This window comes from Planomicrobium stackebrandtii, from assembly GCF_030814955.1.
Classification (GTDB): domain Bacteria; phylum Bacillota; class Bacilli; order Bacillales_A; family Planococcaceae; genus Planococcus; species Planococcus stackebrandtii.
This window is the reverse complement of the sequence record NZ_JAUSWB010000002.1, coordinates 482699-507601: the sequence shown is the minus strand read 5'-3', so window position 1 is coordinate 507601 and position 24903 is coordinate 482699. Positions and strand designations below refer to the sequence as shown.

23 protein-coding genes are annotated in these 24903 nt (G+C 44.5%); 4 read left to right on the top strand and 19 right to left on the bottom strand.

Annotation, left to right across the window (positions count from 1 at the left end; genetic code table 11):
* Window position 1: 1 nt before the first annotated feature.
* From QOZ98_RS05965 to QOZ98_RS05935, 7 genes are all read right to left on the bottom strand, one after another.
* Complete coding sequence (locus tag QOZ98_RS05965) at window positions 2–631, bottom strand: acetyltransferase (RefSeq protein ID WP_308786564.1); 630 nt, start codon at window positions 629–631, stop codon at window positions 2–4.
* Window positions 618–1259: a sugar transferase gene (locus tag QOZ98_RS05960; RefSeq protein ID WP_308786563.1), complete on the bottom strand. Its 642-nt coding sequence runs from the start codon at window positions 1257–1259 to the stop codon at window positions 618–620. Before QOZ98_RS05960 ends, QOZ98_RS05965 begins: the two co-directional genes overlap by 14 nt.
* A 5-nt stretch (window positions 1260–1264) precedes the next feature.
* The gene (locus QOZ98_RS05955) at window positions 1265–2374 is read right to left on the bottom strand and encodes a DegT/DnrJ/EryC1/StrS family aminotransferase (protein ID WP_308786562.1); all 1110 of its coding nucleotides are present in this window, start codon (window positions 2372–2374) and stop codon (window positions 1265–1267) included.
* 57 nt (window positions 2375–2431) lie between these two features.
* Window positions 2432–4273, bottom strand: a complete 1842-nt coding sequence (locus QOZ98_RS05950) for a polysaccharide biosynthesis protein (RefSeq protein WP_308786561.1) — start codon at window positions 4271–4273, stop codon at window positions 2432–2434.
* 125 nt (window positions 4274–4398) lie between these two features.
* Window positions 4399–5166: a tyrosine-protein phosphatase gene (locus QOZ98_RS05945; protein ID WP_308786560.1), complete on the bottom strand. Its 768-nt coding sequence runs from the start codon at window positions 5164–5166 to the stop codon at window positions 4399–4401.
* A gap of 50 nt (window positions 5167–5216) precedes the next feature.
* Window positions 5217–5918, bottom strand: coding sequence for a CpsD/CapB family tyrosine-protein kinase (locus QOZ98_RS05940; protein WP_308786559.1), 702 nt, complete (start codon window positions 5916–5918; stop codon window positions 5217–5219).
* A 4-nt stretch (window positions 5919–5922) separates the two neighbouring features.
* Window positions 5923–6645, bottom strand: coding sequence for a YveK family protein (locus QOZ98_RS05935; protein WP_308786558.1), 723 nt, complete (start codon window positions 6643–6645; stop codon window positions 5923–5925).
* Window positions 6646–6824: 179 nt separating this feature from the next.
* On the opposite strand from QOZ98_RS05935, the gene QOZ98_RS05930 reads away from it, so the two are divergent.
* Both QOZ98_RS05930 and QOZ98_RS05925 read left to right on the top strand, forming a co-directional pair.
* On the top strand, window positions 6825–7607 hold the full coding sequence (locus tag QOZ98_RS05930) for an SGNH/GDSL hydrolase family protein (RefSeq protein ID WP_308786557.1): 783 nt from the start codon (window positions 6825–6827) through the stop codon (window positions 7605–7607).
* Between the two features lie 15 nt (window positions 7608–7622).
* Entirely contained in the window at window positions 7623–8546 is a 924-nt protein-coding gene (locus QOZ98_RS05925; protein WP_308786555.1) for an LCP family glycopolymer transferase, read from the top strand.
* Window positions 8547–8959: 413 nt separating this feature from the next.
* Here QOZ98_RS05925 and QOZ98_RS05920 read toward each other — a convergent pair whose 3' ends face one another.
* The 4 genes from QOZ98_RS05920 to QOZ98_RS05905 form a co-directional block, all read right to left on the bottom strand.
* Complete coding sequence (locus QOZ98_RS05920; RefSeq protein WP_308786554.1) at window positions 8960–9202, bottom strand: hypothetical protein; 243 nt, start codon at window positions 9200–9202, stop codon at window positions 8960–8962.
* Window positions 9203–9403: 201 nt separating this feature from the next.
* A complete protein-coding gene (locus tag QOZ98_RS05915; protein WP_308786553.1) occupies window positions 9404–10567 on the bottom strand; it encodes a glycosyltransferase in 1164 nt (387 codons plus the stop codon).
* A gap of 26 nt (window positions 10568–10593) precedes the next feature.
* Entirely contained in the window at window positions 10594–11565 is a 972-nt protein-coding gene (locus QOZ98_RS05910) for a GDP-mannose 4,6-dehydratase (protein ID WP_308786552.1), read from the bottom strand.
* Window positions 11566–12146: 581 nt separating this feature from the next.
* Window positions 12147–14171, bottom strand: coding sequence for a bifunctional 2',3'-cyclic-nucleotide 2'-phosphodiesterase/3'-nucleotidase (locus QOZ98_RS05905; RefSeq protein ID WP_308786551.1), 2025 nt, complete (start codon window positions 14169–14171; stop codon window positions 12147–12149).
* A gap of 799 nt (window positions 14172–14970) precedes the next feature.
* Here QOZ98_RS05905 and QOZ98_RS05900 point away from each other — a divergent pair.
* Entirely contained in the window at window positions 14971–15132 is a 162-nt protein-coding gene (locus tag QOZ98_RS05900; protein WP_308786550.1) for a hypothetical protein, read from the top strand.
* A 117-nt stretch (window positions 15133–15249) separates the two neighbouring features.
* Here QOZ98_RS05900 and QOZ98_RS05895 read toward each other — a convergent pair whose 3' ends face one another.
* Together QOZ98_RS05895 and QOZ98_RS05890 are read right to left on the bottom strand one after the other, a co-directional pair.
* Window positions 15250–16275 (bottom strand): acyltransferase, encoded by a 1026-nt coding sequence (locus tag QOZ98_RS05895; RefSeq protein WP_308786549.1) that lies wholly within the window; start codon window positions 16273–16275, stop codon window positions 15250–15252.
* A gap of 207 nt (window positions 16276–16482) precedes the next feature.
* Window positions 16483–17442, bottom strand: coding sequence for a CBASS cGAMP-activated phospholipase (locus QOZ98_RS05890; RefSeq protein ID WP_308786548.1), 960 nt, complete (start codon window positions 17440–17442; stop codon window positions 16483–16485).
* A gap of 673 nt (window positions 17443–18115) precedes the next feature.
* Between QOZ98_RS05890 and QOZ98_RS05885 the strand changes: the two genes are divergently transcribed.
* Window positions 18116–18859 (top strand): C40 family peptidase, encoded by a 744-nt coding sequence (locus QOZ98_RS05885; protein WP_308786547.1) that lies wholly within the window; start codon window positions 18116–18118, stop codon window positions 18857–18859.
* 588 nt (window positions 18860–19447) lie between these two features.
* Here QOZ98_RS05885 and QOZ98_RS05880 read toward each other — a convergent pair.
* From QOZ98_RS05880 to QOZ98_RS05855, 6 genes are all read right to left on the bottom strand, one after another.
* Complete coding sequence (locus QOZ98_RS05880; protein ID WP_308786546.1) at window positions 19448–20026, bottom strand: hypothetical protein; 579 nt, start codon at window positions 20024–20026, stop codon at window positions 19448–19450.
* Between the two features lie 71 nt (window positions 20027–20097).
* Window positions 20098–21273 carry a trypsin-like peptidase domain-containing protein gene (locus tag QOZ98_RS05875; RefSeq protein ID WP_308786545.1) on the bottom strand — a complete coding sequence of 392 codons (1176 nt, stop codon included), beginning with the start codon at window positions 21271–21273 and terminating at the stop codon, window positions 20098–20100.
* 56 nt (window positions 21274–21329) lie between these two features.
* Complete coding sequence (locus QOZ98_RS05870) at window positions 21330–22352, bottom strand: hypothetical protein (protein WP_308786544.1); 1023 nt, start codon at window positions 22350–22352, stop codon at window positions 21330–21332.
* A 20-nt stretch (window positions 22353–22372) separates the two neighbouring features.
* Window positions 22373–23071, bottom strand: a complete 699-nt coding sequence (locus QOZ98_RS05865; RefSeq protein ID WP_308786543.1) for a hypothetical protein — start codon at window positions 23069–23071, stop codon at window positions 22373–22375.
* 48 nt (window positions 23072–23119) lie between these two features.
* Window positions 23120–24154: a hypothetical protein gene (locus tag QOZ98_RS05860; protein WP_308786542.1), complete on the bottom strand. Its 1035-nt coding sequence runs from the start codon at window positions 24152–24154 to the stop codon at window positions 23120–23122.
* A 23-nt stretch (window positions 24155–24177) separates the two neighbouring features.
* Window positions 24178–24795 carry a transposase gene (locus tag QOZ98_RS05855; RefSeq protein WP_308786541.1) on the bottom strand — a complete coding sequence of 206 codons (618 nt, stop codon included), beginning with the start codon at window positions 24793–24795 and terminating at the stop codon, window positions 24178–24180.
* Window positions 24796–24903: the final 108 nt, after the last annotated feature.

Here is a 24903-nt window from a genome sequence, read left to right as displayed (position 1 = left end):
TCTATGCTCTCCTTGCCGGTAACCCGATATATAGACCGGCTTCTATCGTATCTTTCACCATTACTGCACCCGCACCAATTTTGGAATCTCTGTGTAAAGATATATTATTGCTAACTATGCTACCTATTCCTAACCAACAGCGACTACCCACTTTTACTGTCCCAGCTAAATGAACCCCTGGAGAGATATGAACAAAATCCTCAATAAAATTATCATGGTCTATAGTAGATCCAGTATTAATGATGCAACCTCTACCGATTTTAGTTGAAGAGTTAATAACTACACCACCCATTACTACCGTACCTTCCGCTATCTCGACTTCTTCTCCGATAACAGCTCGTGGATGAATTAATACTGGTATAGTTGCAATTAATTTATCCAATGTTTCTTGGATTTTCTCTCTTGTGGAATTACTACCTATGGCCACAAAAATATCCCATTCATCAACATATTCCTTCAAATTTTTTGTATTACCAATCACATCAAGACTAAGAGATTTTTTCAGAATTTCATCATCGTCTAAAAAAGCAATACGCTGCCATTCATTCATCTTAAGAGCAATATCTGCTACTACTTTTCCATGACCGCTAGCACCAATAATAAGAAGTTTCTCTTTCTCACTTTTGTTCATGTTTTTCAGTCCCTTTAAAAGCTTCCATAGTAACAGCAGTATTCGAGCTAATGCCTTCTCGAAGAAACACTTTCTTTAAAGTAAGCAATATAATTTTCCAATCTCCAATGAAGCTAACTTGTTTAGTATATTTTACATCGTACTTAAATTTTTCTTCCCAGCTAATAGCATTTCTACCATTTACTTGAGCAAGCCCTGATAGACCTGGTCTAACATCATGACGTTGCTTTTGATACTCACTGTATAAAGGCAAGTATTGTACTAATAAAGGTCTTGGTCCGATAATAGACATATCTCCTTTTAAAATGTTTAAAAGGCCTGGCAGTTCATCCAAAGAAGTTGATCTTAAAAACTTACCATACTTGGTCAATCGGATATGATCGGGTAATAAGTTTCCACTTGTATCTTTTTCATCAGTCATAGATCGGAACTTATACATTGAAAAGATTCTTTCATTTAATCCTGGTCTTTCTTGTTTAAAAAGTACTGGACTTCCTAATTTTGTTCGAACAAGGATAGCTACAATAAAAAAAATCGGGAGAAGAACAATAATAGCTAATAAGGAAAGAATGAAATCCATTGGACGTTTTAAAAATCGTTTATATATTCCACCTTTAGAAACACTCATACTTATTACCACAACCCTCGAATTATCTTCACTATTCTTTCTAACTGCTCATCCATAATCTTTGTATCACTAGGCAGGCAAACCCCATTCTCAAACAATTTCTCTGAAACATCCGTCCCGACAAAATCATACTTCTCAAAGTATGGCTGTATATGCATTGGCTTCCAAACTGGTCTCGACTCAATATTTTCGTTCTCAAGAGCATCCATGACATCAATTGGGCGAATCTTTCCGGTCAAGGTCATAGCGCTCAACCAATAATTCGGTTTATCCCATTCATTGTTTGGCATGAATTCTATACCTTCAAGGTCACTAAGATTATTTTTATAAAAATTGTATATGTAATTTTTTTTCTTAACTCTATTGTCCAAGACTTTAAGCTGTCCTCTACCGATTCCAGCAACTACATTGCTCATTCTATAATTGTAGCCTAGTTCGCTATGCTGATAATGTCTTGCTTGATCTCTGGATTGAGTAGCCCAAAATCTTGCTTTTGAAATACGCTCTTCATTGTTTGAAACAAGCATCCCACCACCTGAAGTGGTAATGATCTTGTTGCCATTAAAGGAAAAGATACCGTAATCACCAAAAGTCCCAGTATGCTGACCTTTGTAATAAGTTCCCAGCGATTCCGCTGCATCTTCAATCAAAGCAACGTTATATTTTATGCAAAGTGCTACAATTTGATCCATATCTGCTGATAAACCGTATAGATGGACTAACAGTACTGCCTTAACTTGGGGATACTTTTCAAAAGCCTTTTCTAAAGCCTTCGGAGACATATTCCATGTCTCGTAATCACTGTCGATAAACACCGGAATGGCATTTTGATAGATGATCGGATTTGCAGTTGCTGAAAAAGTCAAAGTCGAACAAAAAACGATGTCGTCTTTTTCAATGCCTGCGGCTTTCAAAGCTAAGTGGATAGCTGAAGTACCAGATGATAAAGCAGCGGCGGCTTTAGAACCGACTTTAGCCGCTAGTTCGTTTTCGAATCTATCTACATTTGTACCAAGAGGAGCAATCCAATTTGTATCAAATGCTTCTTTTACATATTGTTGTTCATAGCCTTCATCGCTCATATGAGGTGATGATAGAAAAATTCTCTCGGTCATTTTTGCTTGCATCCTCCCATGGTCTACGTATTATTTTATTAAAACATAGTATTCCTATCAGTTACTGACTTTTAGTAACTTTTTATCATTCAAATCAATGTTTTTTCTGTTTGCTAACTCAATCAAGACATCTTTTACTTCATTACCTTGCATCCGAGGAAATTTCTCCAAAAGATATTTCAACTCACCCTCACTAACCGGATTCGCTTTCCCAACATAAATCTTCGGAAACACTTGCTCTGTTTGAATTTCGTTTTCATTTAATAGTTCTTCAAATAGTTTTTCTCCTGGACGTATTCCGGAAAAATTGATACCAATTTCACCCTCAGAATAACCAGACAAGCGAATCAAATTCTGTGCCAAATCGACAATCTTCACAGGTTCTCCCATATCTAAAACAAACACTTCTCCACCTTCTGCTAATGTTCCAGCCTGTATAACTAAACGAGAAGCTTCAGGAATCGTCATGAAATAACGAGTCATACGAGGATCTGTCACTGTAACTGGACCACCAGCCGCAATTTGTTTCTTAAACAAAGGAATAACTGAGCCACGGGAGCCGAGTACATTACCAAAACGTACAGCCGCAAATTTCGTATCGCTACGTTTAGCAAGGTTTTGAACAATCATTTCTGCAAAGCGCTTTGTTGCACCCATGACGTTCGGCGGGTTCACTGCTTTATCAGTCGAAACCATAACGAAATTGCCTACGCCGCTCAAATGCGCCGCTTCTGCAACGTTCTTTGTACCGTAAACATTGTTCTTGACCGCTTCCATCGGATTTCCTTCCATTAACGGCACATGCTTATGCGCCGCTGCATGGTAGACAACATCAGGTTTGTACGTTTCCATAATTTCCAGGATACGTTCACGATCTTGAACATCGGCAATTATTGGAATGATTTCAGTATCAGGAGGCAGCTTTTGACGAAGCTCCATATCAATCAGGTAAATCGAATTTTCCCCGTGCCCTAAAAGCAATAGCCTTTTTGGACCAAAGCGGACGATTTGGCGGGAAATCTCGGAGCCAATCGAACCGCCTGCGCCAGTCACCAGGATGGTCTTGCTGGTCAGTTGATTGGCAATTTTGTCCATGTCCAGCTTGACTTCGTCGCGACCTAACAAGTCTTCGATTTTGACATCCTGGATATCTGTCACCGACACTTTACCGGTCATGATATCTTCAATTAGGGGAATTGTTTGTGTGCGTATTCCTGAATCCATACAGGTTTTAATCAACTCGGCGGTTTCCTGTTTGCCGAGTGATGGAATCGCAATGATGATAGTATCAATTAAGTTATCTTTCGCAATATCAGCTATGTCCTGCGTACCTCCATGCACAACACGTACTCCGTAAATATCAAGGCCTTGTTTATTTTTGTCATCATCAACGTACAAAACAGGCAATAAACCATTTTCAGGATTTGTCAATAACTGACGAGCCACTAAGGTTCCGGCTTTTCCCGCCCCTATAATTAAGGTACGTTTCAGCTCTGAATCCTTATGCCTGATTTTTTTATCCCGGAACAAGCGCCAGGACAAGCGCGAACCACCAATTAAGATTAGATGCAGCATCCATGTGATAGCCAGTGCACGGAACAAGACATCTCCTCTGTACATATACTGCACAAGACCAATTACTACGATTGACCAACTTACAGCTTTGAAAATTGAGGTTAGTTCACCAATAGAAGCGTATTCCCACACTTTGCGGTATAAGCCATAGTACATAGCTAAAGCGTGATGTGCGATGAAAATTGTTAAAGCGCTTGCCAAAAGAAACTGATTTTGAAGTACATCCGTATAGGGATAAAGCACATAATAGCCGACAAACACAGAGAAAAATACAATTAATGAGTCCACTATTAACAATAATGAAACACGGTTCTTCAGAGACATAGGGTCAATCCTTTCGTTATCCAGTACTATATTCATAAGTCAGTAAAAATCTTTTCTCATTCTAGCATACTATGAATTGGAAATGATAGGATTTTATAAACAAAATAATACTTTTTTATTATTTATTAAGCAAATATATTCCACCATTTCCCTTTACGGATGTCTTCCGGCTCTAAAACATGTAAATGATCATCCAGTAGGATGCGGTCATTGTTCTCCAGGAAAATATCAACCATGTCGTGCTGATTCTTTTTCTCGAGGTAATCCAGGCCTTCGTTGAAAAGGAACGGCCGCTTGTCCAGGCTGTGAACATCTGAGCCATAAACATGAATCAAATTAGCATCAATTAGAGTCATTGCAGTGCGTTGGATGGCTTTACCGAAGCTCCCTGCTACGGATCCTGCAGTAACCTGAGCCATCGCACCATGGAGAAGCAGCTTTTTCAACCGCTCAGGTTTTTCGATGATGCCTTGGTTGCGCTCCGCATGGGCAATAATCGGCACATAGTTGCGTGTGATCAATTGCTGGATGATGGGAACGGTGTACGCCGGAATTCCAGAGGATGGCAATTCCAGCAGAACATAACGTGATCCCGCCATCGTTAATGCTTCTTTTGCTTCCAGTTTTTCCGGCAGCTTTTCACTCAGCCGGCATTCCTGTCCGCTGTATATCTTAATTGGCAGCTGCTCTTGTGCAATGTAGCTGTTGACCAGCTCTAATTGTTTTTTTAAGGCAGCGAGGTTTGTATTGAAGTTCGGATGAAATGCGTGAGGCGTGGCAATAATGCCCGTCAATTGTTCTTCGACTGCTTTTTCCAGCATTCGTTTTGTCTGTTCCATCGTTTCAGCCCCATCATCAAGACCGGGCAGTATGTGGGCGTGTGTATCGATCATTGTGTCGTCCTCCTCAGGTGCTTAAAAAAAAGTAAAAAGGAAAATCCTTTTTACTCTGTATTTCCATAATATTGATAGTAGTAGCTGTCTTTTGCCAAGGCATAGTTATTTAACACCGCGCCAATCAGGCGGCTGTTAGAAGATTCAATGGCTTCTTTTGCTTTTAATGCCATTTCTTTTTCCGTATTGCCTGAACTAACCACTAAGATAGTGCCTTCACATTTGTTTGCAAGAATCTGTCCATCGGTTACAGAAAGAACAGGCGGAGCATCGAAAATTACAAGATCATACATATCTTTCAACTGTTCGATTAACGCTGTCATCGATTTAGAAGCAAGCAATTCAGCCGGATTCGGTGGAATTGGGCCGCAAGTCATTAAGTCCAGGCGCTCAACCGCTGTTGGACGGATGACTTCCTGGATAGAGTTTTGGCGCGTTAAGACGCTTGATAAGCCCACTGTGTTTCCCATACGGAATGTGTAGTGCGTCGTCGGTTTACGCATATCGCCATCCACCAACAAAACTTTTTTGCCTTCCTGGGCAAAAACAACTGCCAGGTTTGCGGATGTTGTCGATTTTCCTTCTGACGGTGCCGCTGATGTGACAACCAATGTACGGATTTCTGCATCCGGTGATGAAAAGTTAATATTTGTGCGCAAGGTACGGAATTGTTCCGATACGAATGAACGTGGTGTTGTAAATGAAATCAGTTTACGCGCAGTTTCCTGCAATACCTTTTTCTTTCTCGCCATTGCGTTATCCCGCCCTTCTCTTCGATGTAGTAGTTTGTTCCAGTTTTGCCTCTTCTTTAATAGGAGAAATGATTCCAAGCATTGGAATTCCAAGAATTTCTTCAATGTCCTGTTGCGTCTTAATGGACGTATCCAAGTACTCAAGCAAGAATGCGATACCAACTCCGAGCATCAAGCCAATCACAGCCGCAATGGCCATATTCAAAATTGGATTCGGTGCAACTGGCGCCGGATTTTCTTTTAAAACTGCTGGTGAAAGAATTGAGACGTTATCGACATTCATCAATTCCATGATTTCGCCTTCGAACACTTCAGCTGTTGTATTGGCGATGTCCACTGCCACTGCAGGATCCTCATCTTGTACAGTAATATTGACCACTTGAGAATTCTCAGCAGTAGCGACAGTAATTTTGTTATTTAGCTGCTCAACGGAAATATCAAGGCCAAGTTGGCTTGATACTTCGTCTAAAATCGCCGGGCTTTTGATGATAACGGAATATGTATTGATCAATTGAAGGTCAGTTTGGATGTTCTGGTTTGTCAATTGGCTGGCTTCTGTCTCTTCCTGATTAACCAAGATTTGTGTCGAAGTCTCATACATCGGGGTTAAGACTAAAAATGATACGACACCTGCGATCGTAATAGCTAAAATCGTCATAAGTGCAATTAACCCGGCCCTTTTTTTCAGGGTTTTAAAGAGGTCTTGTAAGCTGATGGTTTCTTCCATGTGGTGATTATCTCCTTTTATTTTCAAATTCTTATCATTTTTGATTCATAAACAACTTAAAATAGTATAGCATAGGTAAGAGTCGAAGGAACTTCCAATTTTAAAAAGTTATGTAGGCTATTAGAATTATTTATGCTATCTTTATTTGTAAGAATGGGTTTTTTTGAAAGGGGTATACCATGAAATTGTATAAAATTGGAGCAATAATTGCTGTTATTATTTGTATCATTGCACTAATATTTAGCTACTTAATCTGGCAAGACAGACTAGAAAATGTATTGGAGCAGCCAAAAGAAGCTGACGCACAGACTTCTGCCGAACCACAAGAAGAGCCTGAAACCTCAGAAAGTGTCGATTCTGTGAACATCGAAGACTTAACTGTTAATATGGATGACGAAGTCCAACAGTTATTTGCAGACAGAAGCGACGGCGAGAGCTTGAAAATGCTCATTGCCGGTTCGGCAGCACTTGAATCCGGTGAACCCGGCTACGCAGAGCAATTGCAAATTTCTTTAGAGGAAGCGTATGGCAACTTTATCGAAATTGATGTCGTTACAGTAGTAAGAACTTCCGAGTTTTTGGTTAACGTTGATTTGTCGGCGGGCTATGACTTAGTGCTGTTGGAGCCGATGACGTTGATGAACAATGACCGCATCGCCATTGAACAAGAGCGTGAACATATCGGTGCTTTTGAATCTGATATGACGGCTAAAGTTGCAGATTCCGTTCTTGTGCTTCATCCGCCTCAGCCAATATACGGCGCTGGCTATTATCTAGCACAAGTTACGGCACTTGAGGAATTTGCATCGATTAATGGTTATCCTTATATTGACCACTGGTCCGCATGGCCAGATACAGATGACGAACAGCTCCAAGATTATTTAACAGAAGATGGGTTGCCGAATGACAGAGGCGCAGAGACATGGGCACAAGAATTGGAAGCGTATTTTATCGCTGACTAAAGGGGAATTTGTTAAATGAGCAGAAGAGAGAAAAAGAACAAGAAGAAAAAATGGCCGTGGGTTTTAGGAATTTTAGGATTGATCGTTATTGGCCTTGGCATTTACTTGTTTACTGTCTACAATAGCTTCACCAATACACTGGAAGAAATTCATGAGCCGATCGAACGCGAAGCATCAGAAAAACGCACAACCGATCAAGGAGTAGTGTTGAGCGAACAAGATCCTTTCTCCGTAGTGCTGCTTGGCGTTGATGAACGCGAAGATGACCGCGGCCGTTCAGATACCGTGGTTGTATTGACAGTAAACCCAGCAGAACAATCCACGAAGATGGTTTCAATTCCGCGTGATACGTATACCGAGATTGTCGGACGCGGTACGATGGACAAGATCAACCACGCGTATGCATTCGGCGGCATCGAAATGTCGATGGCTACTGTTGAAAACTTATTGGATATTCCGATTGACTATGTGATGCAAGTGAACATGGAAGGCTTCCAGGATATCGTCGATGCAGTCGGCGGCGTGGAAGTAAACAATGCGATGGCGTTTGACGAGTTTGCGGCGGGGAACATTGAGTTAAATGGCGAAGAAGCATTAGGCTATGTGAGAATGCGCAAGCAGGATCCAGAAGGCGACTTTGGCCGTCAGAACCGGCAGAAGCAGGTGATCCAAGCAATCATGAAAGAAGGCGCATCGGTTAACAGCCTGTTGAATTATAGAGGCATTTTTGACGCTCTCGGCAACAACGTCCGCACGAACATGACGTTTGACGAGATGATGGATGTGCAGTCGAACTACCGTGATGCGATCGGCACTGTCGATCAGATCATTGTTGAAGATGGTACTGGTGAGACTATCAACGGAATTTGGTATTATATGATGGATGATGCTGAACTGGCAGAGATCCAGACGACGTTAAAAGAGCATTTGGATATGTAATAGATTTGAGCGCAGTCCTTTTATGGATTGCGCTTTTTCTTTTTGTGAAGTTTATGTTTTAAAGGATTTTATAAGCCGCTTCGGTCGCTTTGGAGTGGACTCCCGCGATAAGCCAGTCAGCTGAGAAACGCTGCCAGTCTTATCGCTCCGTCCCCTCCTTTTACGCGCCTCAGCTTAAGACTTGAAATACTCAGCAAATAACAGGAGTTTGTTGGGGATAGTAGAATAGTGGTTCTGGAACCGCATGGCGGCGAAAGTGCACGCGCCTGCGCTTAGATATGAGAGCGAACTTGCTATCATTGTGGGTATGAATTGAGCGGGTGCCTGGCACCTACACAACATTTTATCTATCCCTCTCAAATTTTCTCCACACAAAAACCCGCTCCTGTCGATCAGGCAGCGGGTTTTGTGGGCTATTTTACTGGACCATCTGGCGCTCCGATAAAATCATCACTTTTTTTATAGTCACCATACTTGAGTTGCTTTAAACCGTATTCTTGAACAAAGTGCATAAAGGCTTGCCGCGGCATACCAAGCTGCTTTGCGCTAACCGATGGCCCTAAGTTGTTCTTGACGTAGAGGTCTTCCATGACTTCTACCAAGGCCTTGTTATGTCGCCGCTCTACTTTTTCTCTGTAAGAGTCGTACTCCGTCATAAGCCTTTCATCTCACTTTCCTATTGATCTATATAGGTCCGTTGCATCTTCCTCCTACTAATATTTCCATTATAGTATCTTCTGACTAAAATCACTAGTCAAAATGGCATATTTCACTCCATAAATTTCTAATATCCGAACTAATAGCTCATATTGGTAGAACTTTCAGCCTATTACAAGACTTAAGGTTACTGCTAATACTCAATGCAGCCGGAAGGAAAAATCCTTGATTTCCGCCTCTTTGATGAAGTTCTCCATAACATGATCGCTTTCAAATTCACGGGCTTTGATGCGATCGCGCTTGGACATTTTCCGGTATTCCGTTTCACTCGACAGCAGTTTTTCAATTTGCGTTTGGACGCTGAAAAGTTCGCTGTCTGCGGAGAACGAATCGCCGCTTTCATACGGCGGCAATTGGTGAAGGAATCCTTCCGTCAATCCGAACGGATCGTTGATTTTGGCCGTGATTCCCGGAATGCCGCAGCCTGCCGCTTCAATGAGTGGTACGCCCATTCCGACAAAACAGAACGTATCCTGCAGCGCACGTTTCTTATCTCCTATTGTGGCAAAGTCTCCGTGCATCACGATATGGTCACGCGCCGGGGAATTGGCAATTTTCTCCCGAAGATCGTCTTCGTCCTGTCCAGACCCGTAAATATGGTATGTAAATTTCGGATCGAGTTGGATCAGCTCTTCCATGATATCAATCATGTAATAATTATACGTCCGAAAATGTGCCAGCCGTCCTATAGAGACGATGCGGCGCGACTCGAAGTTGCCCTGCGTTTCGCTGTTCGAGCAGAAATCCAGCGGCATCGGAAAGATCGAATTATTCAAGGGCTCTCCGATCGCCTTCTCGGTCATTTTCTGGATAGACGGGTTCATAAATAACAGCCTTGTATGGAACTTCGGATCGATCAGCTTGAGTGTTTTGATGACCTTTTCCGTGCGCTCTTGTTTGTAGCTTTCGGGGTGGTAGACGCCAGACAGCCGCTTGCTTGCGGGCAAAAGATACGACAACAAGAACGACTTTGGACCAAACGAATACACCAAATCGAATTTGTCTTCGAAACGCGTACGCAGCATTTTGGTGACAAGCCACATATTGACCGAAGGATCTGTCGTGTCTTCGTCCACTATGATGGTCACGCCTTTAACGGTTTCTAATTGACGCAGCAAAGGACCTCCGCTGCTGAACAGAAACAGCGTGACGTTATAGCCGCGGGCGCTGAGCCATTTGACCATGCGGACCACCAGCATTTCCACACCGCCCGGTTTCATATTTTTATGAATAAGTGCAATCGACTTGATCGGACGTGCTTGTTTTTCGAAATCGAAGAAATGGTCATTGCTGAATGTAATCATCTACTCACCCCGTCTAATGGTATCCCTTAGCGTCTTCTGAGAAAATCGGCATATTTGTATTTTTGAATGTACCAGTCGAGTGTAATGCGCAGCCCGCTTTTAAATGGCGTAAACGGCGCAAATCCAAGAACCGGCTTTTGTACAGGTGGGGATGCTCTTGAATGGAGACCGTCTCCATTTTCTTCATTGCGGTCCGGAGAAGAGCCAGGTCCCTGGAAATGTTCGTTCAGCAAGGCCGTGATGTGCTTTGCAAGCTCTCGGTCATTCAAACCGGCATTGTAATCGATTTCATAGCGAGATCCCGCTTCTCCCAAATGGAATACGGTGTCGACCGCTTCGCACAAATCAACGATAAACAACCAGTTGCGTTGGCGCCCTTGTTCTGGAATCACCAGATTGCCCTCCAGCGCCTGGCGAATCGAGCGTGGCACAAGTTCATCTTCCTGCTGCATCGGCCCAAAAACCTCCGGGCTCGCAGTGGTCACGACATTCAGTCCGTACTCTCTATGGAAACTTTGGATCATGGCACCGGCCCGTTGTTTGCTTTCGCTGTATAAGGTGCCGCATTCCGTTTCTGCAAGGGACAAATGGTGGAAACGCGACGCTGCATATTTTGGATTGGACTGATGCGGCCCTGCCATCCACGCGCTTTGCGCGGCATGCAGCAAGTTCATCGTGCCGAGCACATTGGTTTGTTCGTAGAGCCGGATTTCCCCGACCCGGTCCTGGCTGCGCGTTTCCGCCGCAAAATGGATAATGTCTGTGATGTCATAAAGCTCAAACAAATGGCTGATGGCGTAAGCATTCCGGATATCGACACGGTGGAACGAGTAGCGGTTGGCCTGATCCGGACAAGGAATGTTATCCGGGTTGGCGGCTTCGGTATTGTAATCGATATTGACCAGCTGATAATCCGGATATTTGTTTAGATAATAATGGATCATATTGGAGCCGATAAACCCGTGGCCTCCGGTGATAAGTATGGTTTTTGCACTCATAGCCGCTCACCCCCTTGCTGGATTATTAAAGAATGTCAGATAGTGTTATTAGCTTGCACACATCCTGCGTACTGCCATTTGTACCAGGAATAATTCTTATAATGAAACATTAGAGTTAAATCTAGGTTAAAAGACGTTATTTTCTAAATTTTTAATTAGTATACATCTAAATTGGATATTTTGCATCATAATATACGAAATATATAATTCTTTATGTTCATATTACATCAAAATAGTCGTGACTATCTGTATAAATGGAAATAATTTAATATTTTTTTATTTATTTTGGGTCTATTACTCGATGCTCTGTATAACCTAAACCAGTCTTATAGATCACTCATTAAATGTCTGATGCTGCTTTAAACAGCAAAATGGGTGTGATAGCGAAAAATCTGCTGCAAGCGACATTTCATAAACAGTGCCGTTGTTGAACTAACTCCTTCATTTGACCTGCAGGGATATCAAAGTGATTTTTTCGCTCATTGAAATCACTTTTTTTATTTTTTCCTTCTATATAATAAGAATCGTTTTCTACTTTGTACATAAAAAAACAAGCACCCCTTTCAGGATGCTTGCTTCTATTACTCGATTGTTATTCCGTATTTCGCAAAGCCGTTTGCTGCGGCTTCCAGGTAGCTGATGCCGCTGTCTGCAGGAATCAGGCTCTGGGCTGCTGCTGAAGTTTCAAATACCAGGCTTGGATCGCCTGTGAGTGGTGCGAATGACCAGTTGCCGTCAGCTGATGGATCGATCGTGCCGAGCTCTTCCATATAGTCCTGGATGACTTGGCGATTCTCATAGGCATAGTCAATCGTCTCCGTGGCATTGCGGACACCTGGGAAGTTGCCGCTTGCACGGTAGTTGTTGGTTACAACCAAGAACTCCTGATCCGCCGCTACAGCCTCTCCCGCGTAGGAAAGGTTCTGGATGCGGCTTGCGGTTTCGTTGACCGTGTTGCCGTCCGCATCGTATTTCGCGGGCTGTGTAATGTCGATTTCGTACGTAACTCCGTCGATGACATCAAAATTATAGGTGCGGAAATCAGGATTGATGAGCTGCTGCTCGCCGGTTGCTGCTGGGTCTACCTGCAGGAACTGACCGGCTGACATCTCGAGCCATTCTTTCAAATCCGCTCCGGTCAGTTTTAACGCGAAGACTGTGTTGTCGAAGACATACAGATCCGCTACGTTTTTGATGGCGATTTGGTCGGTTGCGATATTGGTGTAATAGTCGCCGCCGTTGCGTCCGCCTGCTTTAAACGGAGCTGCAGCTGACAACAATGGCAAGTCCGCGTTCGCTGTGCCTGTTCTCTGCTGTTCCACGTACCAGCTTTGGGCATTGTTGACGATCTGGATGGATGGATCGTCCTGCACCAATGAGAAATAGCTGTTGATCGGTGCAGTGGTTTCGCCGACCGGGCTGCGAACATATTCGATGGTGCCTTCATGCGCTTCTTTGACGGCTTCCACGACCTCTTCCGCTACCTCGTCGGTAGTGGCATCAATGGCGCGCAGTTCTGCCTGCTCGTCGGTCACTGTCCAATTTTTGCCCTTTTTCTCCAGTGTCAGATCAATGACGCCTAAATGGCTGCCGAATTTACCAGGCATCACCACAGGTGTGCCGTTGATCAAGCCCTTTTCCTGGTCGACGTTGGCTAATTCTGAATACGAGCCTGGGAAGACGTCATGGTTGTGGCCGGTGATGATCGCATCAACGCCTTCGACTTCCGTCAGCTGATAAGTAATGTCTTCTTCCCCAATGTCGTGGGTTTCGTCGCCCATCCCGGAATGCGACAGGACGACAACGACATCAGCGCCTGCTGCTTCGACTTCTGGAAGGAATTTCTCGACGGATTCAACCGCGTCTTCTGTCGTTACCTTGCCTTCCAGGTTGGCGCGGTCCCATTTCATGATCTGGGGCGCAACAACACCGATGACACCGACTTGGATGGTGTGTTCCTTGCCTTTTCCATCCACGACTTTTTTGTCGATGATGGTGTATGGGTTAAAGCGGTTTTCGCCAGTTTCGGCGTCATAGACGTTAGCATTGAGTACTGGGAACGGCGCTTCTTCTAATGCGTTGTCCAAGTAGTCCAAGCCAAAGTTGAATTCATGGTTGCCGAGTGTCGAAGCATCAAAGTCGAGTGATTCGAGCGCCGCGTATGCCGGGTGCAATTCATCGTCTTCGAGTGCATCCACAGAAACTTTATAGCCGCCGAATGGGGTTCCTTGGATCAAATCGCCGTTGTCGAACAGCAGCGTATTGCTGTTTTCTTCACGCGCCTGTTCGATCAACACGCCAGTTTTGGCGAGGCCGAGTGAGTTTGAGACTTTATCCTGGTAGTAATCATAGTTCACAAAATTGGTATGAAGGTCGGAGGTGCCGAGAATTTGCAGGGAGACTTCCTTGGCGTTTTTCGGGTTTCCACCTTTGCCCCAGCCATGTCCTTTGCCTTGCCCATGCCCTTTGCCGTTGCTTTGTGCTTTTTCCGAGACTGCTTTACCGGGTGCGTCAGGTGCTGAAAGTGCAGGCACTGCGGCAAACAAACTGCTCATCGCCAACACGGAGGCTGCGGTTGCAGCGGTCAGCTTCTTGTGAATCGTCATCAATCCATCTCCTCGTAGTAAGAATTGCGAAACAACTCCAGTATACCCTTCGCCTCCCGAAATGGAATGTGAACAGAGACCTAATTTTTGTAAATGTTCGTGAGTCTTTTTGTAAATTTAATGAATTGGGAGTGAGGAGGAAAGGCTTATGGAGGCAAAAAGTGCATCAAAAGATAGGTATTGAGTAGAGTATAGAAGAAATCGCTCCGGGAGGACGCTTTCGGGCCCACAGGATGTGGGTCATGCAGCTGGCGCGACAGGATGTCGCGGTGCCAGCTGCCGCGGGCTTGCGCCGAACTAACTCGGGCTACTGCCCGAATGGATTTCGGCACTTCGCTTTCCCCGCAGGAGTCGCCTCCCTGCGTGATTTCTTTAGTATTTTGTTAAAAGTGATGATGTCGCTGTTGTATTTAAGACAGTAACTTCTACTGTCTTACTATTAGGCTTATAAGAATGTGGCAGAAACATCGATCTATCCTATCAGTATCCAGCGAAGGCGCGTGCAACACCGCCGACAAGCGATTCTAAAACTGCACTCCATCTATCTCCCCCAAACTTAGTTAGTTTCTATTTATTAAATAACCCCAAGCTGAGCTGCGTCCACGGAGTGGGTTCCCACAATAAGACTGGCAGCGCACCTTAGCTGCCTGGCTTATTGTGGGAACCCACTTCAAAGCGGCCGAAGCGTTTATAGAACTGAAGGAAAACTACCACAACCTGTTCAGCGGCAGAACCTGATATTGCGGCGTTCGATGGTATAATAGAGGCAAAGTTTTATAGAGTTACAGGAGGGCTTGGCATGTTTCTGAGTATTCTTCTTTCACTGGCTGCGATTGCCGGCATCATCTATGGAATCAAGAAGAAAAGCGAGAAGTGGATTGTTGGTTCCACTGTTTTGTTGGCTGCCGTCATCATTGTGCTCCTACTCTTCAGCTTTATTTATTTAAGAAATCCTTATTAACAGGCAAACCTTGGTTATAAACGTTTGCTGCATTTCAATTTTTCAAAATATGTTCTATCTGCACATGCATAAATACAAAACCAGCCTTCTTATATACAGAAGGCTGGTTTGTTTTTGCTATGGGACCAATCGGTTGATCACTGGCAGTTTTTGCATGGCCAGGATGATGCCGAACGAAATGGCGAATATTAAGATCCAGACGAGCGGCACGCTGATAATCGGGTTGAACGTGGTTTCATTCAGTCCGAAGAATTTATTCAAGTAAATCTGGATGAGCGGGTGAATGACATAGATGCCGAATGTCGCCGTGCTGATCCGTGTGATCAAAGCGCTCGGTTTGATCTTTTTGCTCATGTGCTGGAATCCGATAAAGATGAACAGCGTGATGAATAAGGCGTTCGGGCGGTAATGCTCGTAGAAGAAATCATCAAACTCGCCTGCCGGCAAGCCTGCGTTCAAGTAATACGTTCCCCCAAGCGTGACAAAATAGCCGATGATGGCGAGTCCGCCAAGCGGCAGCAGGTATTTTTTCGGCACCGGATACAGCACGAGATAGGCGCCTAGCAGGAAATAGCCGATGTATGGCTCGAACAATCCTGCGGTAACGGCGAGTTCAAACTCGAAGAACTTTGGCAGGAACGGCAGGAAACAGGAAAAGCCGATCCAGAACAGCAGGAATGCCTGGAAAGTTTTCTTGTCCATGTGGTCGACGAGCAGCTTCAAAAATGGCGCCATCAAGTAGAGACCGGTAATGGTGTAGAGGAACCACAAGTGGTAATAGACGTCGTCGGTCAGAAATTGGACCAGGATTTCATAAGGGGTATACGACTCGCCCAGCTCGTAAATATTGTACAGCGTGTAGATGATGCTCCAGAAAACCAGCGGAATGACGACTTTCGCCAGCCGCTTCTGCAGGAATTGCCAGACGCTTTCTTCTTTGTCGCGCGTCAGCAGCAAGGCACCGCTGAGCATGAAGAAAATCGGCACGCACCAGCGGAGGCCGGCATCGAACACATTGGCGAAATGCCAGATCCAGTCGTCCGTGGTGGTGCTGTTGATGATTTTCGAAACTACATGAATGCCGACTACCACAAAAATCGACAAGACCCGCAGCCAATCCATATAGTCGTATCTTCTGGCCATGTGGGCAACTCCTTCTTCTCTATATGTAAAACGTTTTTCGTGAAATGATCGTTTTTGGGGTGTTGCGCCGGAGTTCCACCCTTCACCACTATCGGAATGCTTCGATATGCAGCGAGTTATTTTCTCGACTCTTTTATTCCCTTTCTCATTTTAGCCTGTCGCGGGTGTTTGAACCACTACGATTTGATTACAACTGTATGACAGACTCTATTCCATTAGCTGCCGGCATAGGTTGCGGATGTCTTCGCGGTTGGCGTCGAGCAGTTCCTGGCCGAGTCCGACCAGGGCATTCAGGTTTTCTTCCGAGCCGTCGTCGAGCTTTTCTCTGCCTTTTTCGAGCAGCTCAATCTGGAACCGGTAGTAGCGTTTGGCATCTTGCCGGTCCGGCAGCACATGATTTAATTGATGGTGGACGACGTCCGAACTGCCGTCCATCAGGATATACCAGAGCGGGCGCGCCCAGCCGAGCAGCCCCCATGTTCGGACGCCCCCAAATTCGATGGTCAGCTGCGGATTTCCGGTGCCGAGCGACACGATCAGCAACTCTTCTTCCGGGAAAAGTTCTTTTGCTTCCGCATAGGCGCACATTGCCGGGTTGTTGGCGAAAACACCGCCATCGATAAAACTGGAACCCGGATAGGCTGGAATCTTTTTCGGTACAAAATAAGTCGGAGCTGCAGAAGCCGCCCGAGCCACATCCCGCATCAAGACATCCTCTTCAATCTTCTTCGTATGCACGTCACGGCTCTTGAAAAAAGTCGTGAAACGCCCATGAATTTCATAGCTCGGAATCACGACATACGCCAAGGCTTCAGACAGCATGGTGTGCCCAAAGTATTTCTTCAAGGCTTTTTCCAGCGCACGCGCGTGGTAGCGGCGAGAAAAAATGCCGCGGGTGATTTTATAGAACAGGGATTTATCAAAAATTTCGTGAGACTCCTCCAAATAAAACCCGAGAAATTGCTCGGCTGTGTAACGGGGGTTAGCCGGAGTTTTTCTGTCCGGCGCAACCAGCCCGAGTGCCAAAATTCCACCTGTCGAGGTCCCTACCACCAAATCAAACAGCTCGGCAATCGGCTTTTCCGTCTGCGCTTCTATCTCAGCAAGCAGCATCGCCGGAATAATCCCCCGCACCCCCCCGCCATCGATGGATAAAATCTTTTTCATATCTCCCACCCGCTTTCCGGTTTTTCCAATCCTTAGAATTGTAAGAAGCTGTATAGGTTGAACATGAGCTTTTTCCGTCGCTTTGGACGCGCCGGCGCTAAGAGTTAAATTGGAGCACTTGCAAGTCTATAAGTTTTCCTATTTGTTTCATAAAGATATGTAACTGATTTGCGGGATAGCAGCAAACAAAAATCATAAGTTCAACAAAATAGCGGATTTATATCAAAAATAATAAAGTGGATATTATTCTAGTGTAAGTATTCTTATAATTTAGATAGTATCTTATTTTTTTGATAATAAAATGATCGTATACTGGGTCCTGAGATATAGTCCACGATCCAGTTTTTTACTATCTTTTTTGCATAGCTAAAATAAAGCTGGAAGGAATTTAAAATTTGGATTTATTAGGAGATTAATTGTAACAAACAAACTAAAAAAATGACTTGAAACTCATTTTTCATAAAAATAAACCTTTATTTCATTTTTTATTTGTTTGAGAAAGCCTGCTGTTATAGGGTTTCTGGGGGTAGTATTATTTTGTTATACAACTGTAATATAACTGCAATTGAATTGACGTTGTTTTTAATGTGTTCTCTCTATATAGTAAATGACAGAGCAAAATATTATTAATTCATATACTTGGATAATAAAAAACTTGGAGGAACCAACAACAATGAAAAAACTTTTCTTTACGCTACTTACAGCAGGATCATTGCTATTTGCTAACTCAGCCACGGGTGCACAAGCCGCTCAACCAGTTCAGACTAACGCAGCTTCTTCTTACGAAACTACTACTTCATCTGTACAGCAAGTTGCAGCAAGCAAAGCAACTGCAAAATCAGGTACTTTTAAAACAAAATACAACTCAAACGTTCGCGCTGATGCGGGAACAAAATACAAAGTCGTGACAATGGCTAAAAAAGGTTCAATCGCTACAGCTACTCACCAAAAGAAAGTCGGCAACTCGACTTGGTACAAAGTGAAAGTCAACGGCAAATCAGGATGGGTATTAAGCACATTGCTAACTTCTACTACTGTCAAGAAAGCTTCAGTTTCAACAGCTTCTTCTTCATCAGTCGTTTCAGCAGCATTGGCACTTAAAGGCATTCCATACAAATTTGGCGGAACGACTCCATCTGGATTCGACTGCAGCGGATTTATCCAATACGCTTTCAAACAAGCAGGCAAGAGCGTTTCACGCACAACGCTTTCACAATATGCTGAGACTTATAAAGTAAGCAGCCCGCAGCCTGGCGATTTAGTATTTTTCGCCAACACATACCGCGCTGGCATCTCGCACGTTGGTATTTACATCGGCAACAACCAGTTCGTACACTCTGGCGGAGCGAAAGCTGAAGTCAAGAGCATGAACGATCCTTACTGGGGCAAGAAATTCCACAGCTACAAACGTTTCTAATCAAATAGGATTTCCAAAAGGGTGACCCGAATGTCTGCTGAAAGCAGGCCTTTGCTGGTCCCCTTTTTTTATTTTGTTTTTAAAAAGGGACAAATTAGTTTGAAGAAATCGCTCCTGGCGAATACTTTCGGGCCTACAGGATGTGGGTCATGCTATCCCCGCAGGAGTCGCCGCCTTCCGTTCTTTCTTCCAGGTTATTTCATACTAGCAGGCGTTTAGTATAAAGCAGCTTCATAAGATAGTAGTTTCGAAGAGTGAAAAGCAGAGATTAACTCAACAGTTCTGGATTCTTTTATGCTAATAGTTGCGTCTTTTAATTTCTTACCCGGATTTGATTAGTTTTACACAGTTTCTGCTGATAGGCTCTTCAGGCATTAGCGAAGGTGCTAGTACTATGATTTCAAACCTTACACGATCTATTGCTCCTAAGATAAAGTTCAGTTTCTTCTATATAAATAGCATTATGTTGAGGCGCGTTATGATAGAGAGTGCTTATAGAGGTTAACTAACGTTTTCCGAACAAAAAAACCCATATTCTCTGAGATATACATCTCAAGAATAGGGGCTTTAAGAACTTTTTAAATTTAATTATTCTTCTACAGATTCCTTATAAATTACATTATGGTGAGAATCGTATATATAAAGAGAAGCCGGGACTACTTGATCCTCAAAAAATTGGCTGGAATCATATAATATAGCATATGGACCAGGTTCTGAAAGAATAAATTCAGAACTGAATACTCCACCTTCATATTCAATTTCCAATTCATGTGCTTTTTCCAGTAGTTCATCATCATAGATTACTGCATACGCTACGGAGTTAAGTGTTCCGAATTTCACACCTTCGCTTCCCGTCAATTTTTCAGTGCTGCTAGTGAATTCTCCGTTGTCATCCTCGTACATCAGATAAACGTCATGTTCCCCAAGAAATGCAGCGTAGTTGTTATCTTTCGTATTTAATAACGCCAGTGGTTCAATCTTTTTTTCTTTTGCAAAATCAAAAACTTCCTGATCAGTAAAAGGCTTTCCAACTTCGCTTTCTGGCTGTTCTGCCGCACTTCCTGGCAAGCAACCCGCTAACATCATTGGCAGCAAAAGTAACAGTAAATACTTAATAATAATACCTCCTTCAATTACGGAACGCTCTTTGTTGATATGAGATTGCATTAAATAAAAAGAAAATCCGTTTACTTTTTTACTTCTAACAAAATAACATTGATCACACAGGAGCCTGTTCTTTATTCATTTACAATGTCCTCAATCTGGTAGTCTCCGTACTCGTCGATAACCACCGTATAAACACCTTCATGTGAAACTGTAGACGATTCACCACTTGCTTCCCCATGATAAGTGAACTCGGCTTCCGCTTCGACGGTTGCACTGTCGCCGTTCACTTCTACACTCGTTACCGTTGTCTGGACGGCGCCGTAGATGCGGTCCTGCTCTGCGTGTTCACTAATCAGATCGGTGGCTTCCTGCTCTGCTTCACTGCCAGGCAAGATATAAGACAGATAATACGAAGATGCGGCATCGTTCAGCGAATACGGAATTAATTCGTAATAGGCGGAGATGAAGTTTGTCAGCAGGTCGTCAGCAAAATAGGCGTCTTTGACATCCTGCAGCACAACCTCCTGTTCTTCGGCAGGGATCGGGTTTTCGACCCACTCGGTCAGCTGATCCCAGATGGTGTAGATGGGAATCGTGTAGCCGGATCCCGGTTTTTCCTCGAGGATAATCGAGTTGATGCCGAGGATTTTGCCGGTGTCGGCCGCAATGAGCGGTCCACCGCTTGATCCTTGAGCGATTTCTGCATTCATTTCGTACAGGCCGGTGTATTCGAATTGGTCCAGGAAGTCAAGATCGGTGCCGGTGATTTCGCCGGTGGTGGCCGTATTGCTTTGGTCGTTGGGGCTGCCGATGGCGACGACTGGCGTTCCAATTTCCACCGGCTCCATTTCAATCTCCAAAGGCTCTTTGCCGGCCAACTCATCGACGCGGACAATGGCAAGATCCTGTGTGTCGGACATGCCGATGATCCTGCCGTTAAATTCCTGGCCGTCGCTGTTTTTAACAGTAATGTAGGTCGCGTCCAGGACGACATGGGCATTGGTCAGGATATCGCCTTGTGTATTGATCAAGAAGCCTGAACCCTGCTCAAGGTCAGTGTACAGTGTGTAGACATGCGTTTTGGCGTTGGCGATCATCGAGGACAGCTCGGTTTCTGCTTCAGGGGTCTCTTGGTCCGTCTCTGCAGGTGCTTGTGGCTGCGCCTGTTCGGTGTCAGGCGCTTCCACCGGTTCTTCTGTGTTCAGCAGCAAATAGACGCCAAATGCGATCACCAGCAGCAACACTGCCGACAAGATGGCGATAATCCGATTGTTTTTATTCATTTTTGGGGATGGTTTTTGGGTCATTGCAGGTCAGCTCACTTTTTTAATTGTTTGGGTGCCTGGCACCCAAACAATTTTTTTTAATCTTTCACCAGATCCTTGATCAATTCTTCAGTCGAGGCGTACTGTTCGCGTTCCCTTAAAAAGAAGCGGACCGGGTTTCCTTCCCGTTCGGGATCGACCATCACCAGATCAACGGCAATCAGCTTGGGCCTGATGCTGTCGAAGAAATCGAAGATGGCGTCCAGATCTTCCTCGAGATGAGGATTTTGCCGGCTGAGTTCGCCTGGAGCGAAAGTGATATTTGCCAATAGATTGATGCAATCGCCTGCGTCATTCGCCTGGTGGCAGCTGATCCATTGATCGTTCCACTCATCATAAAAGCGGAAACGCTCGGTTTCGGATTGAATGGCTGATTCCTGCCATTTGGCTTGCATCCGTTCGCCTGCCGGACCCAACTCGCTGAGAATGCTGACATTGATATAAGCCGCCACTTCTTCGATACTTTGAACCTCGTCCATTTCGCGCAAGTCCATGGCAACGCCATTTCCTTTCTGGCCATCGGAAACATTGATGATGTGGACATCAATATTCTGTTCCCTTACAAGCTCCAGAAGCTTTGTGAGTGCCTCAATTTCTGCCAGTTCGATGGTTTCAAAACTGTTTTCAGTCCCCAGCCCCAGCCAGCGGACCGCTTCATCGGTTATTGTGTTTTTCACTACTTGTTCAATGAGCGCCCCCTCTGGAGGAGCTGTAAATCCGAGCTCCTCCAACTGCGGCATGAGACTCTCTGCCTTCTGCTGCGCTTCGTAGGCCTTATGCAATGGCTTATAATCGTCCCGATAAATGGTGGCGTAGTTTTCTTCATGTTCGGTGACGGTGAAGACCAGGTCCTCCTGTTCTTTAAAGGCCATTTCGTAGCTATGCCCGTCCACGAAGTTTGGCTGGGTTTCACTGATGATTTCAACTTCCATCCCATACTTTTCTTCTATATATTCTGCAGCCAGCCTGTTGTCTTTCTGAAAGCTGAAGAATACCCAAATTACGGCTGCTAGACTTGCTAGTATAAGGATTGCCACGCCAGGTTTGATTTTTTGCCTCATGTTCCCATTTCCTTCCTCGCTTAGTCGTCAACCTGAACTGGATCGCCAGGAGTCTTTGAAACGATATACGCCTCTACTTCTTCAACACTCTGGATCCCTTCTATTTCGCGAAGGTCCAGGACGATTCCATCCGGCTCCCACCTGTTCGAAAGCTTGATTACTTGGACATCGATGTTTTGATTTCTTAATAAATCCAACAGCTTCATGATTCCTTGGAGTTCATTCGCCTCGAGGGTTTTATAACTGGTTTCCGTCTCTAAAACCAGTCTGCGAGCCGTCTCGCCTGTTTTTGTATCTTTTGCCGCATGCCGAACCATCGGGCCGCCTAAAGGCTTGGTAAAACCGAGTTCTTCGATTTGCGGCATCAGTTTATTCACTTGCTGCTGCGCTTCGTGAGTTCCGAGTACCGGTTCATAATCATCCCAATAAACGGTGGCACCGTTTTCCCGCTCTTTTTTGACGGTGAAAACCACATCTGCCTGCTCCTCAAAAGCCATTTCATAGCTTTGCCCTTCCACAAAATCCCCTACGTTAATACTGACAATCTTGGCTTCCATGCCGTACTTTTCTTCAATAAACTCTATCGCTTTGTCATCTTCGATTTGAGAATCGTTCGCGTGGCCAACAAAAAGCCAGAACAAGGCACCGAAGATGATCAGAATGCCTAGAGTCACCGCCACTACACATACAGCTAAAATCATCGGGAGTTTCTTTTTCATCCGGTGTGCTCCTTTATTCTGCTATTGGTTTTAGTTGTACAATATTTTCTACTCCCAATGCAGCATGTCTTCAATCAATTCTTCAGTGGATTCAAAATCCTGGCGTTCGTGCAAGGACAAATAGCTTGGATCCATGTCTGACCCAACTTCAGCCAACTCCAGATCTACTGCGGCAGGGGCAGGTTCCATAGCGTCGAAAAATCCAAAGATTGCTTCCATATCGTCTGCTAAATTCGGGTTCTGTTTGCTAAACTGTCCCGCTTCAAAAGTAACGGTGGCTTTGAGGATGATACATCTGCCCTTTTTGACTTGTTGGCACACGAGCCAGTTTTCGTCTGATTCGTTGTGAAAACGAAAACGTTCTGTTTCGGCTTGCGCCGCGGCATCTTGCCACGTGGCATTTAGTTCATCATTGAACAGCCTTGGATTTGTCTGAAGGATGGCAGCCTGAATTTCTTCAATGCTGTCAACGTCCTCCATTTCGCGCAGATCCATGCCTATGCTCGACGCATCCTGTTTACTCGCCAAACCAATGAGATGGATGTCCAAGTTATGCTCTTTCACGAGTCTGAACAGTGTGGCCATCGCCTCAATTTCAGCCATTTCCAAAGTTGCGTAGTCGCTTTCAGACGACAAGTTCAGGAAGCGAGCCACCTCGCCTGTCGCTATGTTCTTTAAAATGTGATGGACCAGTTCTTCAGATGGATTTTCCGTAAACCCGAGCTCCTCGAGTTGCGGCATCAGCTCTTTGACTTGCTGCTGAATTTCCTGAGTTGCCCGGATAACCTTATAATCATCGCGGTAAACGGTAGCATAATTATCTAAGTGCACTTCGACGGTAAAGACCAAATCTGGCTGTTCCTCAAAAGCCATTTGATAGCCAAGAGATTCGACGAAATTCGGTTCCGTTTTATTGACAATCATAGCCTCCATGCCATATTTTTCGCTAATATACGCCGTTGCTTTGTCATCCTCGGCTTGAGATTCTTCGGCCCGTTCCAGGTATAACGAGATTAAGAGACCGATGATGATTACAACAGGTATAGCCAGTGCCACTGCAAAGCCAATCACAATTTTTTTCATCCGGCTTGCCCCTTTTTCTTCTATTATATATTGTTTGGGTGCCAGGCACCCAAACAATTCTCTTCTTGGCTTTTTATGTTTGGAAGATCCGGCTCTTCGCAATACAACAAATAATCCGCTAAACAACTGGAATAGGGTGGGAGTAAAATTGTGGGCAGGTACGTTAAATCGAGGAAATCGTATGGAGAACGGTGGGACGCTGCGTATAACCTGTAGGAGCTGTATGGATAATCCTTCATATCCTCCACCATCGGTTCAGCGGTATTGATAGGGTTTCTATGGATGTAGCGGCTGATGGCAAGAGTACTTTTATGGGTGATGGCTTTACTGGAGTAATAGCGGCTTTCGTAAAAATAGCCGCTGTAGTTATATTTTTTCTTATAGTAATCACTGTACCGTTTGTTAATAAGGGCCATCAGTTTTCCCAACGGCACTTCGGCCGACTTTATCAACAAGTGATAGTGGTTTGTCATCAGGCAATATGCCAGAATCGTAAATGGATATTTGTTGTGGGCATAGGTTAATACCCTGAAAAAAGCAGCTTTATCCGCTTCTCCCTGGAAAATCGCCTGCCTGTTATTGCCTCTCATCACTACATGTTCATATGCGTCCGGATTCCAGATGCGCCGGCTTCTTCCCATTTTTCATCCTCCTTCTTTGAACCTTCTTTTATAGTAGAAAGAACGTCCATTTCCGTCAATTGTTGCGAAAAGGGAATAACTTATATTTGACTATGGATAAAGAGTTCA

Excerpts from the sequence above, each read along its gene's own strand:
- QOZ98_RS05965 (WP_308786564.1), bottom strand. The coding sequence starts at position 631 with ATGAACAAAAGTGAGAAAGAGAAACTTCTTATTATTGGTGCTAGCGGT.
- QOZ98_RS05860 (WP_308786542.1), bottom strand. The coding sequence starts at position 24,154 with ATGAAAAAAATTGTGATTGGCTTTGCAGTGGCACTGGCTATACCTGTT.
- QOZ98_RS05935 (WP_308786558.1), bottom strand. The coding sequence starts at position 6,645 with ATGGAAGAAACCATCAGCTTACAAGACCTCTTTAAAACCCTGAAAAAA.
- QOZ98_RS05905 (WP_308786551.1), bottom strand. The coding sequence starts at position 14,171 with ATGACGATTCACAAGAAGCTGACCGCTGCAACCGCAGCCTCCGTGTTG.
- QOZ98_RS05870 (WP_308786544.1), bottom strand. The coding sequence starts at position 22,352 with ATGAGGCAAAAAATCAAACCTGGCGTGGCAATCCTTATACTAGCAAGT.
- QOZ98_RS05940 (WP_308786559.1), bottom strand. The coding sequence starts at position 5,918 with ATGGCGAGAAAGAAAAAGGTATTGCAGGAAACTGCGCGTAAACTGATT.
- QOZ98_RS05880 (WP_308786546.1), bottom strand. The coding sequence starts at position 20,026 with ATGCAATCTCATATCAACAAAGAGCGTTCCGTAATTGAAGGAGGTATT.
- QOZ98_RS05895 (WP_308786549.1), bottom strand. The coding sequence starts at position 16,275 with ATGGCCAGAAGATACGACTATATGGATTGGCTGCGGGTCTTGTCGATT.
- QOZ98_RS05910 (WP_308786552.1), bottom strand. The coding sequence starts at position 11,565 with ATGAGTGCAAAAACCATACTTATCACCGGAGGCCACGGGTTTATCGGC.
- QOZ98_RS05945 (WP_308786560.1), bottom strand. The coding sequence starts at position 5,166 with ATGATCGATACACACGCCCACATACTGCCCGGTCTTGATGATGGGGCT.
- QOZ98_RS05915 (WP_308786553.1), bottom strand. The coding sequence starts at position 10,567 with ATGATTACATTCAGCAATGACCATTTCTTCGATTTCGAAAAACAAGCA.
- QOZ98_RS05900 (WP_308786550.1), top strand. The coding sequence starts at position 14,971 with ATGTTTCTGAGTATTCTTCTTTCACTGGCTGCGATTGCCGGCATCATC.
- QOZ98_RS05960 (WP_308786563.1), bottom strand. The coding sequence starts at position 1,259 with ATGAGTGTTTCTAAAGGTGGAATATATAAACGATTTTTAAAACGTCCA.
- QOZ98_RS05865 (WP_308786543.1), bottom strand. The coding sequence starts at position 23,071 with ATGAAAAAGAAACTCCCGATGATTTTAGCTGTATGTGTAGTGGCGGTG.
- QOZ98_RS05885 (WP_308786547.1), top strand. The coding sequence starts at position 18,116 with ATGAAAAAACTTTTCTTTACGCTACTTACAGCAGGATCATTGCTATTT.
- QOZ98_RS05890 (WP_308786548.1), bottom strand. The coding sequence starts at position 17,442 with ATGAAAAAGATTTTATCCATCGATGGCGGGGGGGTGCGGGGGATTATT.
- QOZ98_RS05855 (WP_308786541.1), bottom strand. The coding sequence starts at position 24,795 with ATGGGAAGAAGCCGGCGCATCTGGAATCCGGACGCATATGAACATGTA.
- QOZ98_RS05930 (WP_308786557.1), top strand. The coding sequence starts at position 6,825 with ATGAAATTGTATAAAATTGGAGCAATAATTGCTGTTATTATTTGTATC.
- QOZ98_RS05920 (WP_308786554.1), bottom strand. The coding sequence starts at position 9,202 with ATGACGGAGTACGACTCTTACAGAGAAAAAGTAGAGCGGCGACATAAC.
- QOZ98_RS05955 (WP_308786562.1), bottom strand. The coding sequence starts at position 2,374 with ATGACCGAGAGAATTTTTCTATCATCACCTCATATGAGCGATGAAGGC.
- QOZ98_RS05950 (WP_308786561.1), bottom strand. The coding sequence starts at position 4,273 with ATGTCTCTGAAGAACCGTGTTTCATTATTGTTAATAGTGGACTCATTA.
- QOZ98_RS05875 (WP_308786545.1), bottom strand. The coding sequence starts at position 21,273 with ATGACCCAAAAACCATCCCCAAAAATGAATAAAAACAATCGGATTATC.
- QOZ98_RS05925 (WP_308786555.1), top strand. The coding sequence starts at position 7,623 with ATGAGCAGAAGAGAGAAAAAGAACAAGAAGAAAAAATGGCCGTGGGTT.